Origin of the sequence: Liquorilactobacillus ghanensis DSM 18630 (assembly GCF_001435235.1) — a bacterium.
Taxonomy (GTDB): domain Bacteria; phylum Bacillota; class Bacilli; order Lactobacillales; family Lactobacillaceae; genus Liquorilactobacillus; species Liquorilactobacillus ghanensis.
In genome coordinates this window covers 104,669-125,458 of record NZ_AZGB01000003.1, presented here as the reverse complement: position 1 = coordinate 125,458, position 20,790 = coordinate 104,669, and the positions used below count along the sequence as shown (strand labels likewise).

General features: G+C 40.0%; 15 protein-coding genes. 6 read left to right on the top strand and 9 right to left on the bottom strand.

Annotated elements, in window-relative coordinates; all coding sequences use genetic code 11:
• Positions 1–111: 111 nt before the first annotated feature.
• Complete coding sequence (locus FC89_RS01500) at positions 112–3,399, bottom strand: LysM peptidoglycan-binding domain-containing protein (RefSeq protein ID WP_057870777.1); 3,288 nt, start codon at positions 3,397–3,399, stop codon at positions 112–114.
• Between the two features lie 141 nt (positions 3,400–3,540).
• Entirely contained in the window at positions 3,541–3,783 is a 243-nt protein-coding gene (locus FC89_RS01495) for a hypothetical protein (protein ID WP_057870776.1), read from the bottom strand.
• Between the two features lie 359 nt (positions 3,784–4,142).
• Here FC89_RS01495 and FC89_RS01490 point away from each other — a divergent pair, with 359 nt between their 5' ends.
• From FC89_RS01490 to FC89_RS01485, 3 genes are all read left to right on the top strand, one after another.
• Positions 4,143–4,448, top strand: coding sequence for a hypothetical protein (locus FC89_RS01490; RefSeq protein ID WP_057870775.1), 306 nt, complete (start codon positions 4,143–4,145; stop codon positions 4,446–4,448).
• A 331-nt stretch (positions 4,449–4,779) separates the two neighbouring features.
• Positions 4,780–5,016 carry a class II fructose-bisphosphate aldolase gene (locus FC89_RS12490; protein WP_235804358.1) on the top strand — a complete coding sequence of 79 codons (237 nt, stop codon included), beginning with the start codon at positions 4,780–4,782 and terminating at the stop codon, positions 5,014–5,016.
• A 32-nt stretch (positions 5,017–5,048) separates the two neighbouring features.
• Positions 5,049–6,431 carry a PTS ascorbate transporter subunit IIC gene (locus FC89_RS01485; protein ID WP_057870774.1) on the top strand — a complete coding sequence of 461 codons (1,383 nt, stop codon included), beginning with the start codon at positions 5,049–5,051 and terminating at the stop codon, positions 6,429–6,431.
• A gap of 328 nt (positions 6,432–6,759) precedes the next feature.
• Here FC89_RS01485 and FC89_RS01480 read toward each other — a convergent pair whose 3' ends face one another.
• Both FC89_RS01480 and FC89_RS01475 read right to left on the bottom strand, forming a co-directional pair.
• Entirely contained in the window at positions 6,760–7,566 is an 807-nt protein-coding gene (locus FC89_RS01480; RefSeq protein WP_057870773.1) for a carbon-nitrogen hydrolase family protein, read from the bottom strand.
• 363 nt (positions 7,567–7,929) lie between these two features.
• Positions 7,930–10,239: a copper-translocating P-type ATPase gene (locus FC89_RS01475; protein ID WP_420864998.1), complete on the bottom strand. Its 2,310-nt coding sequence runs from the start codon at positions 10,237–10,239 to the stop codon at positions 7,930–7,932.
• Positions 10,240–10,636: 397 nt separating this feature from the next.
• Between FC89_RS01475 and FC89_RS01470 the strand changes: the two genes are divergently transcribed.
• On the top strand, positions 10,637–11,830 hold the full coding sequence (locus FC89_RS01470; protein ID WP_187329645.1) for a hypothetical protein: 1,194 nt from the start codon (positions 10,637–10,639) through the stop codon (positions 11,828–11,830).
• A 187-nt stretch (positions 11,831–12,017) separates the two neighbouring features.
• Here the strand turns inward: FC89_RS01470 and FC89_RS01465 are convergent, their stop codons facing one another.
• The gene (locus FC89_RS01465; RefSeq protein ID WP_057870772.1) at positions 12,018–12,770 is read right to left on the bottom strand and encodes a DUF4811 domain-containing protein; all 753 of its coding nucleotides are present in this window, start codon (positions 12,768–12,770) and stop codon (positions 12,018–12,020) included.
• A complete protein-coding gene (locus FC89_RS01460) occupies positions 12,770–14,257 on the bottom strand; it encodes an MDR family MFS transporter (RefSeq protein ID WP_057870771.1) in 1,488 nt (495 codons plus the stop codon). The genes FC89_RS01465 and FC89_RS01460 overlap by 1 nt, the downstream gene beginning before the upstream one ends.
• A 156-nt stretch (positions 14,258–14,413) precedes the next feature.
• Here FC89_RS01460 and FC89_RS01455 point away from each other — a divergent pair, with 156 nt between their 5' ends.
• Entirely contained in the window at positions 14,414–14,881 is a 468-nt protein-coding gene (locus tag FC89_RS01455) for a MerR family transcriptional regulator (protein ID WP_235804357.1), read from the top strand.
• 265 nt (positions 14,882–15,146) lie between these two features.
• Here FC89_RS01455 and FC89_RS01450 read toward each other — a convergent pair whose 3' ends face one another.
• The gene (locus FC89_RS01450; protein WP_057870770.1) at positions 15,147–16,346 is read right to left on the bottom strand and encodes an acetate/propionate family kinase; all 1,200 of its coding nucleotides are present in this window, start codon (positions 16,344–16,346) and stop codon (positions 15,147–15,149) included.
• 257 nt (positions 16,347–16,603) lie between these two features.
• Between FC89_RS01450 and adhE the strand changes: the two genes are divergently transcribed.
• Positions 16,604–19,294, top strand: coding sequence for a bifunctional acetaldehyde-CoA/alcohol dehydrogenase (adhE, locus tag FC89_RS01445; protein WP_057870769.1), 2,691 nt, complete (start codon positions 16,604–16,606; stop codon positions 19,292–19,294).
• 152 nt (positions 19,295–19,446) lie between these two features.
• Here the strand turns inward: adhE and pnuC are convergent, their stop codons facing one another.
• Both pnuC and FC89_RS01435 read right to left on the bottom strand, forming a co-directional pair.
• On the bottom strand, positions 19,447–20,187 hold the full coding sequence (gene pnuC, locus FC89_RS01440; protein ID WP_057870768.1) for a nicotinamide riboside transporter PnuC: 741 nt from the start codon (positions 20,185–20,187) through the stop codon (positions 19,447–19,449).
• A gap of 34 nt (positions 20,188–20,221) precedes the next feature.
• Positions 20,222–20,788: a folate family ECF transporter S component gene (locus FC89_RS01435; protein WP_057870767.1), complete on the bottom strand. Its 567-nt coding sequence runs from the start codon at positions 20,786–20,788 to the stop codon at positions 20,222–20,224.
• Positions 20,789–20,790 lie beyond the last annotated feature (2 nt).

The window sequence follows — 20,790 nt, the reverse complement described above, 5'->3', positions numbered from 1 at the left end:
TTTCAAGAAAGTGGAATTTTAAAGTTTAGTATTTAATAGCAAACGGGACTATGACAAACATTTGCTTTGTCACAGTCCCGCTTATTAGTTAGTTCTCGTTAAACAGCTAAATTAAAATTTTAAAGTCTGACCAACATAAATCTGATTTGCATTGCTGATGTTATTCAAAGCCGCCAATTGGCTAACTGTCATCCCATGATCCTTGGCAATTTCATACAAGGTATCACCAGATTTAATGGTATACGAGCCCGAGCTGCTTTGAGTTGTCGTTTTAGTCGAAGTTTGGCTGCTGGATGAAGTACTGCCGCTCAACTTCAAGACCTGACCAACTACAATCTCATTTGGATCGCTGATATTATTCAAAGCTGCTAATTGACTGACACTTAGACCGTATTTGCTGGCAATCTCCGATAATGTATCGCCGGACTTGATAGTATAGCTGCCGTTAGCTGTCGAACTGGTCGATTTTGTGCTGGTGCTGGTCGTTGTTGTCTGACTAGCAGTACCGTTTAATTTCAATACTTGACCAACATAAATATCATCCGGATCACTGATCTTATTCAGCGAAACAATATTTGCTACCGTTGTCCCATGAGTTGCTGCGATCCCATATAAGGTATCACCGGACTTAACTGTATAACTGGCTGCACTGCTTGACGTACTGTTTGTGCTTGAACTCGTGCTTGCCGTGCTGCTGGCTGCACCGCTTAATTTCAGCACTTGTCCAACATAAATTACGTTCGGATTGCTAAGGTTATTCAAGGAAACGATATTTGCTACCGTTGTTCCATGGCTGGTGGCAATGCCGTACAAAGTATCGCCGGATTTAACCGTATAGCTAGCCGCACTACTTGATGTGCTGCTTGAACCGGTGCTGGCGGTACCACTGGTTGCTGCCTGGCTTAATTTCAGCACTTGTCCAACATAAATTACGTTCGGATTGCTGAGATTATTCAAGGAAACAATATTTGCTACCGTTGTTCCATGATCGGTAGCAATCCCGTACAGGGTGTCACCCGACTTGACTGTGTAAGTTGCTGCCGTTGAGCTGCTGCTCGAACCAGTACTTGCAGTACCACTCGCTGTTGCTTGACTTAATTTCAAAACCTGACCAACATAAATCAAATTTGGATTGCTGAGATTATTCAAGGAAACAATATTTGCTACCGTTGTGCTATGTGTGGTAGCAATGCCGTACAAAGTATCGCCCGACTTGACCGTATATGTTGCTGCCGTTGAGCTGCTGCTCGAACCAGTACTTGCAGTACCACTCGCTGCTGCTTGGCTTAATTTCAAGACCTGACCAACGTAAATCACGTTCGGGTTGCTGATATTATTCAGCGTAACGATATTGTTGACCGTCGTTGCATGCGTGGTAGCAATGCCAGACAGCGTGTCACCAGATTTAACTGTGTAAGTTGTTGCCGTAGTTGAACTATTTGAACTGCTGCTGCTGGAACTGGTGCTTCCCAATACCTTCAAAACTTGACCAACATAAATTACGTTCGGATTGCTGATATTATTTAACGAAACGATCTTTGGAACTGTTGTACTGTAATTTACAGCGATTTTAGTCAAAGTATCACCGGATTTAACCGTATAATATGTGGTTCCGCCATTTGAAGTCGATGAACCGCCAGTATTATCACCGGTACTATCATTCAAATCAATATCGGTTCCGGTATACTTAAAGGCCAGACTATCCCATGCTGTCAAACCATACTCGTTAATTATTGACATCAAGCTTGAACTATAATTAGGATCAGTTGCATAGCCATCTTGTGAAATCAATTGAGTAGCTGTATTAGCATTTGTCTGACCAATCAAATTACTGTAACGTGAATTATCCAACAAAAATTCTGCATGATCAACAATGCTTTCATTATTGTTATCGTAAGCGCGGAAAGCAGCATAGACCGTATGGTAAGAGCCACTATAATATTCTGATGTTGGAAACATTACGGACTTGCCTGTCCAAGAACTGTCAGCTTTAATTCCGAATAAATTATGATAGTTGCTAGCCAATGATGAAGTACCCCAGCCACTTTCTAAAATAGCTTGGGCTGCTGTCAATGATGGCAAAATCTTATATTTCGTCCAGCTTTCAATTGCGCCTTCAATAATCCCATTTAAGAAATTCGAAACTTTGCTGCTATATTCAGCTGAGTTTTCCTGCTCAATTTTTGCAATTGCTGCTTGTAATTCAGCAGTTGGATCAGTTGTCGTTGTTGCCGTAGTTGAACTGCTGCTTGTTGCTGCTGTAGTTTTAGCCGTTGTTGCACTTAATACAGTTGTTTTGACGGTTGTATTAGTTGCAGCTGTACTTGAACTGCTTGCTGCTTTAGCTGTTGTCGAACTATCAGCTGCTTTGGTCGAAGCTGAGCTACTATCTGCCGCTTTGGTCGAACTGCTGTCTGCCGCACTTGTACTTGATGCTGTCGAACTATCAGTTGCTTTGGTCGAAGTTGAGCTGCTACTTTCATCAGCCTTAGTCGAAGCCGAATCGCTCTCAGCTGGTGTATCAGCCGACATTGTACTTATTGCCGGTTGGTCAGTTGAACTGCTATTAGCGGCCGTTGTACTTGACGTTGAACTATCAGCTGCTTTAGTTGAGCTACTGTCAGTTGCACTTGTGCTTGATGCCGTTGTGCTATCTGCTGCTTTAGTTGCTGTACTACTGCTTTCTGCAGTCGGATCAGTTGCCGCAGTTGAGCTACTGTCAGCTGCACTTGTACTTGGTGCTGTTGTACTATCTGTAGTTTTAGCAACTGTCGAACTGCTACTATCAGCAACTTTAGTTGAATCCGAGCTGCTGGTCGATGCTGAACTTGCCGCTTTAGCAGGCGCTGTACTTGTTGATGATGCATCGGTTGCAGCTGATGAACTGCTGTCAGCATTGGTTGAGCTAGAGCTAGCTGCTGAACTTACTGTTTCAGCTACTGTTGTACTTGATGCCGTTGTACTATCCGCAGTCTTAGTCGCTGTTGAGCTGCTATCCGCTGCCGAACTACTGTCAGCAGTCTTAACATCTGCTGCTTTGGTTACTGCTGTACTTGTTTTGTCAGCTTGACTAGTCGCAGTTTCAGCATTAGAACTAGAACTGTTCGAAACTTGCTGCTCACTGCTTGAAGTTTCACTGTCTGCTGCTACCGATGAGCTGGTTGCTGAGCTGGCTTTATCTGCCGCTGCTGTCGTAATTTTTAAACTACTATTATTAGCTGAATTACTTTCACTTGAGTCTTGACTACTTGAAGCAGCCTTGGTTCCAGCTGCTAGGGTTTGAACTGGTTTAATCTGCAATCCAACGAATAGTGACATTGTCGTGATCAAACCAACCGTCCAGAATTTCCCTGCTTTATACATTTTATAACGGTTTTTTCGTTCGTAAAAATCCTGCATAATGATTAGCTGCCTCCTAATTTAGGATACTCAATTTAAAAATTGAGTCTTAAGTTAAATTTAACATATGTAGTTCGATAATAGTTCAAATTGAGTATGATGTAACTAAGTTGTAATATAAATGGTCACCTGATCATCTGATCATCTGATAATTTGATTTCCCAAATTCAGATACTTTTTCTCGATCATCTTCCAAAAAGTCTGCTGATTTCGGCTGCGATGATAACGATTAAGCTCATCCAATAATTCAATAAAATCCTTAGCGGGCAAACGATACTCTGTTTGTTGTTGCGTCAACCGATTCTTCTTTAATACTTGACGCTGGTTAGAATCTGTAAATAAATCATAATCTATTAAATTAATAATAAATTCATACTTACCCATTGACATTTGACCCCCTTGTAAACTATTTTAGCATATTTCAGCTTAAATTTTCACGTGATTAAAGCGTTTCACCCAGCTTCAATTTTTATTATCAGCTTTCATTGGTAATTGTATTTTTATTACGTTCACTTTTTTACCCGTATTCATTTTTAAAGCATTTAAAAGATTATATACAATTATTGCCTGAGCTTGAAATTTTCAATTAAATTTGCCATCGTCATTATAATTCTGTTTTATATCTGCTACTATAATTACTTTTGCGTAATTCATGCACAGCATAAGATTTTAGATTTTCAATACTTTTTTTCACCCAAAGTGGATTAAACGTGATAAAATATATCCACTGGAGGTGTCAAAAGATGACAAATCATTTTCAAAAGGGTGATCCACTGCAAAACCTTGCAGCACGAATTCGGCAGGATATTGAATTTGTTAATCACCATCATGTAGATTATCTTCTTCTATCCCAAACCATCAATGAAGATTTGTCATGGCTGCGCAGACTTACTGTTGAAACCAATATAATTGATCGCGATCAATTAGGTGAATTTTATGACATCTTCATTTACCAACTGCGGTTTTTGCTGGACTCGCGCCCTACCTTGCAGACTTTGGAACGGTTAGAGGATTTATTAGATGAAACTTTCAAACAACTACATACTTAACATTTGAGTATAATAGTGGAATAAAAATCATTCATCAAATAATTTTTTTAATATTTATTTTACAAGCTCTTATTTATTTTGCCAGCGTTTGAAAGCGCTGGTTTTTTATGTCCCCCTATTATTTTTTAGGCTTCGACTCATTATATAATCGCATTATTAAAATGAAGATCGAACTGCCTTCATGTCCGTATTGATATCATTTGTTAATACGCTGTTTTGAATTGCTTGCGGCAACTTTTGATTGCTTACGATGTAGTCTATTTTTTTCATTGGAGCACTCAAATATATTTGATGCTTATTAAATTTTGAATCATCCACTAATAACATCGTTTTGTCAGAATGTTTAGCTGACGAAGAATATCGAAAATCAGTCGAAAATGGTATTTGTAAGATAAATTATTATTCAGAAATGGTACACCGGGTTGCCCTTGCCGTAAAAGAAAAACTTGAAAAAGAAAGCAGTAACAAGCAACTATTTATTTCTGATGTCAGCATTTGGGAGAAAGAATTAGTCGAAAAAGAAATCAGACAAAGATTACGCGTATTTGGCTCTAGTCAAAAAGCTTAAACAGCAAAAATTCTCTAAGGGGGGAACATAATATGGGGTTTTTGATAGACTTTTTTAGTCAACCAGCAATAATAGCTGCTCTTGTTGTCCTTGTTGGGTTAATAGCTCTTAAAAAATCTTTTACCGAGATTATTAGCGGAACCATAAATGCATTTTTAGGATTTATAATTCTTTTAGTTGGTGCAACAACGATTTCAGGAGCACTTAGTAATTTTGGAAAATTATTCCAAAAAGCTTTTAATATGCATGGCTTAATTCCAAGTAACGAAGCTTCAATTGCTGTTACAATTGCAAAATTTGGTTCACAAGCAACCTTTATCTTTGTTATTGCCCTGATCTTGAATATTGTTATTGCAAGATTTACCAAATATAAATACATCTTTCTTTCAAGTGATCATGCATTCTATATGGCATGCTGTGTAACTCCGGCAATGATTTTGTCAGGGATGAACTTTTGGGAAACAATTTTATTTGGTTCGATCGCCTTGGGCTCAATCTTATGCATCTTCCCTGCCATAGCTCATCCCGCGATGAAAAAAATCACCGGCAGAGATGATATGAGTTTCGCTCATTTTGGGACGATCGGCTACTGGCTGTCTTCAAAAGTTGGTGGATTATTTAAAAAGAATGCCAAATCAATTGATGAGATTAAATTTCCCAAGGGACTTGCATTTTTACAAGATAGCAATGTTTCAGTAATGATCGTAATGGCTATTTTGTTTTATTTAGTCACGATCGTAACCGGCCCACAATACATCAGAACAATTACTTCGACCAATCCTTATGTTTGGGCATTATTACAATCTGCTGATTTTTCTGCTGGAATAATGATTCTTGTAATGGGTGTTAATATCTTGTTAAAGGAATTATCACCAGCCTTTAAGGGATTCAGCGACAAAATTGTTCCCAGCGCTGTCCCAGGATATCCATTTGCAGTGTTATTTAAGGGCACAAGCAATGCTATTATCGCTGGATTCTTGGCTAGTTTAGCAGGTGGAATCTTATCCATGCTGTTACAAATCGCATTTCATATGAATGTCGTAATTCCTGGTTTGGTAACACATTTCTTTTGTGGTGGAATTGCAGCTATTTTTGGTAATGCGACTGGTGGCAAAAAAGGTGCATTAATTGGACCATTTATCAATGGCATCATTACCAGTTTCTTACCATTAATAGCTCTAAGTTTGTTTGGCACTTTAGGATTCAGTTCAACTTATTTCTCAGATAGTGACTTCCTAGTTATTGGAATAATTTTAGGTCTTTGTGCAAAGATAGGAAAATACCCATTGATGATCGCGACTACAGCAATTTTTGTTTTCCCATTCATTGCTACTGTATTCTCCAAACAAAAAGCTCCCGTTGTTGACCCAAATCGGAATGCCAAAACGGCTAAAAAAGAATTCAAAAACATTTAAACTAAGCTTAACTTGGTTTTCAAACAAAAAATCATAGCCATTGCTAAATAGATGGTTATGATTTTTTTACGTTGATAATATTATTGTGTATTTAGCTAATTTTACATGAAATGTCATTTCGAAACGGCTAGTTATAACCATTCCATAGTAATATAGAAGCTTATCACCAAAAATCATAAGCCTGTACTTACTGATATTGCTGAAAAACCCAATCTCAATAAATACAGACTCATTATCTGAACTCTCAAAAAGCAATAAAGAAAGTGATTTCAAATTACCAAATAACAACCATTAAACAAAATTAATTTCTACCTATTATATGTGCCAATTAATATAACTCAGTTCGCCGTTGATCAGCTGTCGGTAATATCTGGCGTACTTGACTAATTCGTTCGCGATCAATAGTTACCACCAATAATTCGTCTTTTTCACCGGCCTGATCTAAGACGACTCCTGCCGGATCAACTACCAAGCTACGGCCAATACATTTATTCGCTGCCGGCTGATCACAGGCTGCTACAAAAACGGTATTTTCCAAAGCACGTGCTGTCGTCAGGGTTTGCCAATGCTGGCGCTTTAATTTGCCTTGATACCACGCAGCCGGAACAATGATCAAATCCGCTCCATGCAAAGCTTGATAACGAGCAATTTCTGGGAATCTCAACTCATAACAGACAAACAACCCGATTCGACCAAAAGGTGTCGCAATTGGTTCAAACAGCTGATCACCCGGGGCTACCGTTTGTGATTCTTGGGCTCCAAAAGCATCATACAAATGTGTTTTATGGTAAACTCCCTGAATTTCCCCAGCGTCATCAACTACCACCACCGTATTTCTGACGCGCGAATCAGTTGCTTGAGTATTCTGTTCGCGAAAACCGAAAACCAGCCATAGCTGCCATTGATCAGCTAATTCCCGCATCGCACTGACAAAGGGTCCATGCAAACTTTCAACATGTCGCTGAGTTTGGGTCAAATCGGCATCCGGTGGTAAAGAACTCATAAAAAGCTCTGGGAAAACCAACAATTGTGCCCCAGTCTTTTTAGCTTTTTTTGCCATTTTGGCTGCCGTTGTCAAATTCTCTTCCTCATCTGTAAATGATTCAACTTGAGCTAATGCCACTTTAAACTTCATCTTTTCACCTCGCAGTCTTCTTTGGTTGCATTTATCATAGCATACCAACCCGCTCATTTCCTGCTAAATTTCCCTTACAATAACATTTTTATAATCAATTGATAACAAAAATGTCACAAATATTGGTCATTAATTGTTAATATATTTTAATAAAAACATGATTAATTTAAAAATGAATAAATTAATTACCGAATAAAAACATGCTGTTATTTAAGAGTAAATAAAAAAGCGGGCACTTCCCCGCTTCTTGTCTATGCCACACGTATTTTATTCTAACTTTAATTTCTAATAAAGGCAAACAATTTTTGCTTATTTGAAATAAAATTGTTTCTAAAATAATAACTTTTATATTTTGCTAATCTTTTAAGCAGTTGGCTTAATTTTTGCAGGAGTCAAGCTCATAGCATTCAAAGCTACTACTACTGTCGAAAGTGCCATTACTACGGCACCAACGGCCGGGTCCAAGACTATTCCAATTGGAGCCAAGATACCAGCTGCCAATGGCAACGCAACAATATTATAACCGGCACCCCACCATAAATTCTGAATCATTTTACGATTAGTCAGCTTAGCTAATGATAAGAAATTCAAAATATCTCGCGGATCGGACCTGACCAGAATTACATCAGCTGAATCCAGTGCAACATCAGTTCCAGCGCCAATTGCTGCGCCAATATCGGCCGCTGCCAAACTTGGGGCATCATTAACGCCATCGCCAACCATCATTACATGCTGATTTTTGGCTTGATACTGCCGAATAATTTTCTGTTTATCAGTTGGCAGCAAGCCAGCATGAAAATCTTTGATTCCCAGTTGTTGTGCGATCTGCTGGGCTGCCTGCTGGTTATCTCCAGTCAGCATTACCGGCGTAATTTGCTGGGCTTGCAACTGTTTGATCAATTGTGAAGCTCCGGTTTTGATTTGATCACCCTCCGCAATCATCCCCAATACTCGTTGCTGAGCATCCAAGAGAAAACTGATCGAATTGCCGTGAGCTGCCAAATCAAGAGCTGTTTTTTCATCAAATGCCAGCTGCTGTTTTTTTAAATAAGCCAAACTGGCGATCATATAGTTCTTGTCAGCAATTTCCCCGCTTAAGCCAATTCCGGGAAGTGTCTTAACGGCTTGTGCCGGAACAAAATTGACGCTTTTTCCCTTCGCAGCTGTTAGGATAGCTTGTGCCAGTGGATGCGAAGATGTACTCTCTAAAGCAGCAAACTTAGCCAGCACTTCTTGTTCAGTAATTCCTTGTGCCGGCAAAATCGCGTTGACTGTAAATTTACCAGCAGTCAATGTCCCGGTTTTATCCAAAAATACATGACTCAATTGTCGACTGGCAGCGACTGCCTGCCGATTGCGCAGCAGCAATCCATTTTGAGCCCCAATAGAAGTTGAACGCGCAACAACCAGCGGAATTGCCACTCCCAGAGCATGCGGGCAGGCAATCACAAAAACAGTTACCATGCGAGCCAGTGCCGTCGCCAACCCTTGCGGCAGCCAAATGAAGAATGCCAAAATTCCGACAATCAAAGCCGCATAGAAAAGATACTTGGCAACTTTGTCAGCTGTTGTCTCGGCCTTGGACTTAGCTTGCTGAGCCTGTGCGACTAGTTTCATAACTTGGGACAAATAACCCGATTCACCGGTACCAGTAATTTTGATGGTTAATGTTCCATTATTGTTGATCGAACCACCAATCACTTGATCACCAACTTTTTTCTTAACGGCGGCGGCTTCGCCAGTTACCAAGGATTCATTAAGTGCTGATGTTCCGGCTGTAATCACTCCGTCGGCCGGAACACTTTCGCCAGCTCTGATTTGAAGCAATTGACCTTCTTTTAACTGTGCAACTGCCATTTCAACAACTTGATCATCGGCTGTAATCACGTGCGCCGTCTTTGGCAACAAAGCTGCCATTTTTTGCAAAGCATTGCCAGCTCCCATCATGGCATTCATTTCAATCCAATGTCCCAGCAGCATAATTAAAATTAAAGTTGCCAATTCAAAAGAAAAATCCATTACCATCGTTGTGGGATGAAAAAAGCTGTTGGCAATAAAAGCATAAATACTATAGAAAAAAGCCACCGAAATTCCCAACGTAATTAAAGTCATCATCGCGGGCTCTTTACTGTGAATCTCTGCTTTAGCACCCTTTAAAAACGGCGCGCCGCCATAAAAATACAATGCTGCATCAAATCCAATAATCAGCAGATTTTTCACCCAAGAGTCTCCAAAATTGAAAACCGCCCGATCCAGTCCCATAATCGGAGCCAATAACAATACTGGCAGTGCTAATACCACTGAGACCCAAAACTTCTGCTTTAAATTCCCCATATGCATCATTTGACCACCGTGCATCATCATATCATGACCGTCCATTTTCATATGATCGTGATTCATTTTGCCCATATCATGGTCGTCCATTTGCATCTGGCTATGATCCATCTTACTCATGTCATGGTCATTCATTTTCATATGACTATGGTGATCCATCTTGCTCATGTCGTGATCGCCCATTTGCATCTGACTATGATGCATCTTGCTCATGTCATGGTCGTTCATTTGCATCTGGCTGTGATTCATTTTGCCCATGTCGTGGTCGTTCATTTTCATATGATCGTGGTTCATCTTGCCCATATCATGATCGCCCATTTTCATATGATCGTGGTCCATCTCGCTCATGTCATGATTGTCCTGCTGTTGCGTCGATTCTTTATCGTGCTTCATTCAGCTTTCCCCCTGATCTGCTAGCATTACGCTGACTATTTATTAATAACTTGCTGATTTTATTGTAGCAGTTTATGTTTACACTTGTAAACATAAATGATTGTTTTACCCAAAATAAATCTTCAACTAATGTTAAACTGCTGTCAGCTGCAATTATTTTTTCAAACTTTTTCAGCTAATTTCTTTCTTTTCATTACTACCGTATAACAGTTGTTACCAAAATGTAAATTACGGTCACAATAGAAGTAATTATAATTTTTGATTTTATGCTAGAATATAGTAGTTAATATTATTTATTTCAGACAACCTTATTTATACATATTGAATATTGGAGGAAAAAGCCGTGACGACTTTTTATCAAATAAAACAGCAACGCAGCAATCTTTATTTGGCCTGCCTAGCTGCTTTTATCTGTCTAATGACTATTAAGCTCAGCTATTTTGTACCGACTGTCTTAACTATGCGGACAATTTATTTCTTCGTTAAATGCCTAGCCGCAATTATTACGCTCAAATTTATTATCCTGGACGACTTTTCAGCTAAAATCAAACTGCTGGTAACCGGTATTATTATCATTTTTTATTTTCTAGCTAAGAAATCTTTAGATTCAAACATTTTTTACTACGCGATATTACTGATTGGTGCTGCTGATGTTGATTTCGATAAAATTTTAAAAACTTATCTATTAACAGTTTCCATCTCGATTTTTTTTATTTTGTTTTCTTGTCTAACCCAGATGATTCCGGAACAGATCGTTGCTCGTTCCAGTCAACTGCACATTTCCAGACTGTCATTAGGCTTCTTGACCCCAACTGATCTGGCTGCCCGCTGCTTTTATCTGATGGCAGCTTACTATGCTTGGCGCGAATTACTATTAAAAAACTGGGAAAAAGTCGTTTTCTTACTGTTTACACTGCTCATCTTTACTTTAACCAATGCCCGACTGGATTTATTAATGATGCTGCTGCTTTGGTTCATCGGGTTTAAACCAAGTTGGTTTAAAAATCTAATCACTAAATTAGAATTCCGCGGTTTGGCAATTTTAACCGCAATTTATATCTGCTTAAATGTTAGTTTGGCCTATTTTTACGATCCGCATAGCAGCTGGTTTCGCATCCTTGACCGACTACTTTCCAGTCGCTTAAGCTTGGGAAATATCGCCTTGCATCAACATGGTGTTCCCTGGTTTGGTCAATATGTAGCTGAGCACAGCAATGGTGGCTTGAGAGTACCAACTAATTATTTTTACGTTGATTCTTCTTATATCCGTTTATTAGTAATCTCTGGTGTCATCATTACTATTATTGTTTTGACCATTATCTTCTACTTGTTATGGAAATTTTGCCAAACAAAATCATACGGTCTATTAGCTTTCTTGCTGCTGACACTTTTAAGCTCAGCTATCGATCAGCATTTAGTTGAAGTTTCATATAATATTGTCTTGTTGGCAGCTTTCGCAACGGTTACTGCTCCCAAACAACCATTGACCTTATATTCACCGGATAGTTTTAATTCGTTTCCGCTTAATTATCGTTAAATTGTTTAGCGGCGGTCGACAAAAACACTTGCCAATCATTTGGAACAAGTAGTTAGTAATTAACAATATACTTGGTACTGATAGAAACAGCTTCTATCTAGTACCAATTTTTTATGGCATAAAAAAAGAAGCTGGAGCGACAACCCCATCTTCAAAAATAAATTCATTTTTCAATTTGTTTTAATGTTTATTTAGTTTGTTGTTTAACTTCTTTAACGGCTTGGGCTACCGCCTGTTGCTGATAAGCTGCAGTTGCTTGTTTAGCAAACTGCTGACTTAAAGCTTGCTGTTGGCTGGTCGACATAGTTGGATCTTTAGCCATGGCAGCAGTTAAACGAGCCTTTACCTGCTGAGCTACATACGTTTTCGCTGCAGCTTGCATTTGCGATTGTTTTTGCTTGATCTGCTTTTGCAAAGCCTTAGCTTGAGTTGTGCTCAAAACAAACCAGTCATTGCCGAGATTGAACGTATACTTGCGTTTGATCAACTTATTGTTATTGTTGGCAATTCCAAACCAGAACTTAGCTGCTTGACTGCGATACTGCCAGCGAATCGTCGTAACTTTAAGCTGTGCTTTCGCATTTTTACGCTGAACAACTTTAACTACTGATTTTTCAGGATCCGGGTTAGTATGCTGAAGTTTTTTTGGTTGATTACTGGTTTTATAAAGATAAGCTTTTTCTTTGCCAGCAGTTCCGATTGATTTATACAACAACATTGACGGTGTTGAACCGGCACTGGAAACCAGTGAATAATTTTGAGTCTGGCTAACACGGCGCATCCCAAAATGCTCGCGATCATTTCTGACCATAAGTACCATGGACAAAACCACCGCTATTGCACACAGTATACTCAAGGTATTTCGCAAAGCGGCCGGCTTAATGGCCGTCATGCAGATAAACAGCAATAAAGCGGCAATGATTACAGCTACAATTATCATTATTTACCAGCCCCCTTTAATGTATCTGTTTCATCTAATTTAATACTGTGCGGAACACGTGAACTGACGAAAAACGACACAACTAAACCAATTGCCCCAAAGACAACGGCTACCCAAAAGGCAGCATGATAACCATTAACGACCGCATCTAAGGCACTATTTTTATACTGCAGCGGCTGCTGACTCAACAAATGATGAGCTGGTTTTTGGTCATTAGTAACGTTTGTCAAGATACTGATCATAATCGCGGTCCCCATTGATGAAGCGACCTGGCGAATCGTATTATTGACCGCTGTCCCATCGCTCATTAAGCGTAGCGGCAAAGCGTTCATTCCAGAAGTAGTAATCGGCATCATCGCCATGGCGATCCCCGCCATCCGAATTGCATAGAGGACTATTACATACACATGTGGCGTGGTTTTAGTCACAAAAGCAAACGGAATCGTACCTGCTGTTAATAGGAACAAACCGGTAATTGCTAAGCGGCGAGCACCGATTCGATCAAAAATCTGACCGGTAATTGGGCTCATTATCCCCATCATTAATGCTCCGGGTAATAATGTTAATCCAGAATGAAAAGCTGATTCACCACGAACTGTCTGCAAATAAAGCGGCAAAACCATTTCGACACCGATCATGGCAATCATTGATAATGAACTCAGTAAAGCCGCAATCGAAAATTCTGGATTTTTCAATACGCGCAGTTCCAAAAATGGATTTTTTAAATGCAGCTGGCGATAACCAAATAAAACAATAAAGATTACGCCGACTACCATTGATCCTAAAACCAGCGGACTGCTCCAACCTTTTTCCCCGACTTCCGAAAAGCCGTACAGCAAACTGCCAAAACCAATTGTTGACAATAAGGCTGACAGCCAATCAAGTTTTTCATTGCGCAACGGTAACAAGCTGCGCATAAAGAAGAAGCCGGCTACAATTACAACTCCGACAATCGGTAAAATCATTCCGAACAAAGTTTCCCAGCGATAATGATCAATTACCCAGCCGGATAAGGTCGGACCGATTGCCGGAGCTAAGCCGATTACCAAACCGGCCAGCCCCATCGCGGCTCCACGCCGATTAGCCGGAAAAATCGTCAGCATCAAGGTCTGCAGTAACGGCATCGTGACACCGACACCAAGGGCTTGAATCAAACGTCCAATCAATAAAGTTCCAAAGTTTGGAGCTAAATAACAAGTTAATGTTCCAATAAAAAAAGTAATCATTGCCATTTCATAAAGTAATTTCGAATTAAATCTGCCAGTCAGCCAAGCACTAATCGGGATCATAATCCCGTTAACCATCATAAAACCAGTTGTCAGCCACTGAACCGTTGAAGCTGTAATATCAAAATGCTTCATTAACGTTGGAAAAGCAGTTGACAAGATCGTCTGATTTAAAAATGTACAAAAAGTTCCGACTAACAGCAAAGCTACTAGTAAGGCACGGTTATATTCTTTACCGTTTGCATCAAGTGCCTTTGCCATGTTTATACTTCCCTTCTCAAAGTAAATTATTTTTGTAAATCAAGTCTGAAAACTAATATAGTCTCATTTCATTTCTTTGTCAACTTACTTGACAAAAATGTTAAAAAATATACAATTAGAGTCAGAAAAATAAACAAATCAAAGGAACGGTGAAAAGTGAAAGAGACGAGTCCGTTAGCCAATCGTGATTTTATATTACGTATTAAAGAAATCATGAAACAAGACAATTTTCTCCTAGGAATTGGGGATATTTCGCGAGCAACCGGCGTTTCGCAGCGTAAATTGCGCTATTGGGAGCAACGTGATTATATTAAGCCCGCCAAATGTTCTGAAGATGGTCAGCACCGAAAATACACTTATTTTACCATGGCCAAAATCAGCCTGATCCAATCATATTTAGCAACCGGCTATACTTTAAAAGCGGCTGTTGCTAAAACCAAAGCACATGATCAGGTGACCGTTGCCATCCATAAACTGGTAAGAGAACGCTTAGTTGATATCAATAAAATTGAAGATGGCTATGAATTTGATTTAGGACCATTAGCTGACCAGCCAGAAATTCATGTTCATGCCATTATTAAAGCCGATCAACCAACACAGATGATTTTGAAAAAACAGAATTAAATTCAGCAGCAAAAAAGACCACGCAGCGATTACTGTTATTCAGCAACCAGCTATTTGGCCTTTTTTGTAAGCGGTTGACCAACTACTATGCCGGCTCGTCGCTCATGTTTTAATAAGTTATTCGCAACTTTCTTCTTGGGGGTAAGTACAGTTTTGACGAATTGAATTATCAAAACGCCTCTAGCTTAGCACGCAACCCGCGCAATAACTAGTCATTTTACTAAAAGTTAAACTTTTACAATAAAGCTTAACCAATCCCCTCACTTTAAATCAGTTGTTTAGCTGTTATCAGCTTATAAGCATCCCGGGCGATCATTAACTCCTCATCAGTCGGAATGACCAGCAACCGCGCACGGCTGGCAGCAGTAGCAAAATCGAACGGCAAGTCCCGTCGTTGATTCTGAGCTGACTGAAATTCTACTCCCAAACATTGCAAACGTTGACTGACTAATTCGCGCAAGTGACTATCATTTTCACCAATTCCGCCGGTAAAAACCAGCGCATCAGCTCCTCCCAACTCTAGCCAATAAGACCCAATATAATCACAAATCCGTTTAACAAACATTTTGACCGCCAAAGCAGCCTGCGGATCAATTTCAGCTTCGCGTTCAATTTCCCGCATATCACTGCTTGCTTCTGAAACCCCTAACAAGCCTGAACGCTGATTCAAAATCCGCATACATTCATCCATATTAGCAAAAGCATGATGTTTTAATAGATAAACCAAGATTGATGGATCGACATCACCGCTGCGAGTACTCATCATTAATCCCGTTAATGGAGAAAAACCCATTGAAGTATCACAACTTTTACCATTTTTAATGGCTGTCATTGAAGCCCCGGAACCCAGATGCAGCGTAATCAATTTCAGTTCGTTCAACGGCCGGTGTAACATTGTCGCGGCTTGCTGGGCAACAAACCGGTGACTTGTCCCGTGTGCTCCATACTTTCTGACTTTATATTTGCGATAATATTCCATCGGTAAAGCATATAGAAAATTTTCCGGTGGTAAATCTGTATGGAAAGCTGTATCAAAAACTGCAATTTGCGGACAATTCGGTAACAGCTGCTGTGCATCCCGAATGCCGGCAACGTTTGCTGGATTATGCAGCGGAGCCAATTCATTAATGCTTTCCAGCTTGCGCAGCATCCCCGGTGTAATTTCAGTTGACTGATGAAACAACTCACCGCCAGCCACAATTCGATGACCGACTGCCGCAATTTCCTGGTCAGCAGCGATCACTTGATATTTTTTCAATAATTTCAGTGCCAGCTCGACCGGTGTTGCTTTTTCAGTATAGTGTTCAGCAACCAACGATTTTTGCGGTAACTTGATCGTTACCAATTGCTTAGCTTCAGCTGAGTAATCGACCATAATTTTTGCCAGTCGTTTCTCAAGCGGCATTGCAAACAAACTGATCTTTAATGATGAACTGCCTGAATTGATTGATAATACTTTTTTCATTATTCAAGGGCTCCTCTAATCCTGTGATTATATTCACATAAGATAATAACATAATGGACTTTTTTGTCAATCACTTTTTATTAGTTAGTAGTAATTGCTATTATACAAGTGATTTCTTGCGCAAAAAAATAATTCATTTTAATGTTGCAAAAGTGTTGTATTTCACAATTAAAAGCGGTAACATATGGTTGTACCAAAAATAGTGATTTATTTCACAAATAAAGTCAAATTTACAATTTATAAGGAGGACTTATTCTATGGCGGTTACCAGAAAAGTTAAAAAAGCTCTTTCACCTGAAGAAAAAGCAAAGCAGTTCGAACAAGCAGAGGCTTATACAGGCGGTTTGGTGGAAAAAGCTTTAATCGCTGAAAAAGTTTATGCCAACTATACTCAAGCTGAAGTCGATAAAATCGTCGCATCTGCCGCACTAGCTGGCTCAGAAGCAGCTTTGATGCTGGCGCATGAGGCAGTTGATGAAACACAGCGCGGAGTGGTTGAGGATAAAGATACCAAAAACCGTTTTGCAACCGAAAATATTTATAATCTAATCAAAAATGAAAAAACAGTCGGTGTTCTGAGTGAAAACAAAGTTGCCGGTCAAGTAGAAATTGCTGCTCCTCTTGGTGTTTTAGCCGGAATCGTGCCAACCACTAATCCGACTTCGACCGCAATGTTCAAAACTTTAATGGCGCTTAAAACACGAAATGCAATTATCTTTGCTTTTCATCCGCAAGCGCAAAAATGTTCAGTTCACGCTGCGAAGATTTTGTATGATGCTGCTGTCGCTGCCGGTGCCCCGAAAAACATCGTTCAGTGGATCGAAACACCAAGTCTCGACAACACTACGGCTTTGATTCGCAATCCAAAAATTGCTTCGATCTTAGCTACCGGCGGTCCGGGAATGGTTAATGCAGCTTTGAAGTCCGGCAATCCTTCCATGGGTGTCGGAGCTGGAAACGGCGCTATCTTTGTCGATCACACTGCTGACTTGGATCGTGCAGTCGAAGATCTGTTATTGTCCAAACGTTTTGACAACGGCATGATCTGTGCAACTGAAAACTCGGTGGTAGTCGAAGCACCGGTTTATAATGCTTGGCTGAAAAAAATGCAGGCTAAAGGTGCTTATGTTGTTCCAAAGAAAGATTATCAAAAAATTGCTGATTTTGTTTTCAATGATCGGCACGGCGTTAATGGCCCAGTAGCCGGTAAACCGGCTACTTGGATCGCAGCACAAGCTGGCGTTGAACTGCCGGCCGGCAAGGATGTCTTGTTGTTTGAACTTGATCCGAAAAACATCGGCGAAAAGCTTTCTTCTGAAAAGCTTTCACCGCTGCTGTCAGTTTATAAAGCCAAGGATCGGCAAGACGGCATTAAAATCGTCAGCGCCCTGCTTAATTATCAAGGTGCCGGTCATAACGCTGCCATTCAAATTGGTTCGCAGGCTGATCCATTTATCAATGAATATGCTGATCAGACCAAAGCTGCCCGAATCTTGGTCAACCAGCCGGATTCACTTGGCGGTTTAGGTGATATTTATACCGACGCATTGCGCCCAAGTCTGACACTCGGAACTGGATCATGGGGGAAGAATTCATTGTCGCATAATTTATCAACTAAAGATTTATTAAATATCAAAACTGTTGCTAAACGGCGTAACCGGCCGCAATGGGTTCGGCTGCCTGAAAAAATTTATTACGAAAAAAATGCAATTTCTTATCTGCAGGACCAAGTTGAACACATTAGTCGCGCCTTTATTGTTGCCGATCCGGGAATGGTAAAATTCGGCTTCGTTGATAAAATCTATGATCAATTGGCTTTACGCGATGATCCGGTTAAGACTTCAATTTACGGAACTGTTAATCCAGACCCGACTTTAGGTCAGACCATCGAAATTGCTAAACAAATGGCACAATTCCAACCAGATACGATCATTGCTATCGGTGGTGGTTCAGCTTTGGATGCGGCTAAGATCGCCCGCTTCATCTATGAGTACTCGCTTGACCAGCCCGCTGGTTTCTTAGAAAGTTATGAAAAAGTCAGTGAACTCTTTACCCGGCTGCAGCAGAAATTTATTGATATTCGGAAACGAATCGTTAAATTCCATCATCAGCTAAACACTAAGCTGGTAGCTGTTCCAACTACTTCCGGAACTGGTTCTGAAGTAACGCCGTATGCGGTTATCACTGATGACAAGACGCATGTTAAATATCCGCTGACCGATTATGAATTAACACCACAAATTGCGATCGTTGATCCGGAATTCGTAATGACTGTTCCGAAACGAACCGTTGCCTGGTCAGGACTCGATTCACTATCACATGCGCTTGAATCATATGTATCTGTAATGTCCTCTGACTTTACCAAGCCTTGGTCATTACAAGCAATTAAGTTAGTCTTTGAGAACTTAGCAGAATCATACAAATTTGATCCGCAGCACCCAACTCGTGAAGGTGAAAAAGCCCGCGAGAATATGCATTATGCCGCTTGCTTAGCTGGAATGGCTTTTGCGAATGCTTTCTTGGGTGTTAACCACTCATTGGCACATAAAACCGGTGGTGAATTCGGCTTACCGCATGGTTTGGCAATTTCGATCGCTATGCAGCATGTCATTCGTTTCAACGGTGTAGCCGGCAAAGTTAAACGTACACCTTTCCCACGTTATGAAGTTTATCGTGGACAAAAAGATTACGCCGACGTTGCCCGTTTCATCGGATTACAAGGCAAAGACGATGCAGAATTAGTTGAGAAGCTTTGCCAGAAAATCGATAAATTGATGGCTGCCGTTGAAGTTACTCCGAAATTATCGGCTAATGGGGTTACTAAAGAACACTTTGAAAAATCACTGGATAAATTAGTTGACTTGGTTTATAACGACCAATGCACCCCAGCTAATCCACGCCAGCCAAGTTTAGCTGAAATCCGGCAATTACTGATCGATCAATTTTAATCTCCGTTAACTGACTCAAGTGGGCAGACAGCAGTTAACCAAATTACTAATAACCGTATATATTAAAAAAATGGAACAACGCAAACTAAAACTTGCGCTGTTCCATTTATTTTATTCGAATAATTTTGAAGTTGCTGTTTCAAATCACATAATTAATTATTGTCATTCTTATCGTTAGTGCCACCCTCATTATCTGCCTCACCGCTCGACCAGACTTTTACTGCATAGGCTGAGTTAAAAAGCAGCGCTGCTTGAAGGGCAACTTGCGACAATGAAGCTCCCAAAGAACCTAGTGAAGTTGTTCCATTAATTGCTTGCACAGCTAAGATTCCCCAATAAATAATATTGGCACCATTTACAACGATCCATAATGCCCAATTTTCCGTAAATTTTAAGATGTATAGAACCTGAGCAATTAAACTTACCACAAAATTTATTGAATCAAAGTACGGCAGCTGCCCATGCAACTGAGCCAAAACATACCAGCCAATTCCCCAAGCGATGAAGGAAGCAATAAATAAACTATTACGAGTCCGCTGATTGAAAGATCGTGTTTTTTGATCACGACCCCACATAAACCAGCCGATCGGTTGCGAAATAACATAGATAATATCCATTGCAAAGGAACCATATGCATGACTGATCCAAGCAACATAAGTCATTGCCAAACACTGAATAAATCCAAAAATAAAAGAAATCTTACGCCCTTTCATCCCATAAATTAAACACAGTACACCAAAAATTCCGGAAAGCATGCCAATGATACTGTTGGGAGCAATCACGTACACCCCAACTTGCAAGCAGATTAAAACTATCGTGTAGCCAATTTCAAAGGCTTTCCAGTTGGAAAACAATTGTTTCTTCAACCAGCTTAAAACATTTTCTTTTTCCAATTATATGTCCTCTTATTTTTAATCTCAGTTAATTTTATTTGTTAAGTTGATTTTTCAAGCGGCTCTCAAATCGGTCGCGTAACCCGGTTCGATCAATTGCTTTTAATATCACATATAACAATATTGTTTGAATAACAAAATCAATGGCGTTACGCCCCAATCGGCTCCAGAAAAGCACATTCCAAGCTACATGGTATGTTATATGAACCAGCCAAGTATCGATCAGTAAACTAATCGGCAGCAACAACAGCAGATTAGTAATGATGATCGACCAAATCCCCGGCTCTTTTTTGTGTAAAAACATCCCATAAACCATTCCACCGAGAAATGCCGTTATCAGAAACGGAAAAGCAAAAGTTCCGCCTCCCAACAAAGTACCGATAACATCGGAAGCCATTTCCAAGCCACCAGCTAACCACGGTCCTAAAAAGTACCCCATCAATGCTGTACTGATAAAGCCCAAATTAAATCCGACATACGATGGTCCAAAAGCGATTTTATAGAAAACAACATCAACTGCCAACAACATAGCTGACAAGGTTAAAACACTAACTGTTAAGCGGGGACTCTTCCAACTGATAAATTTATTATTTTCACTCATTT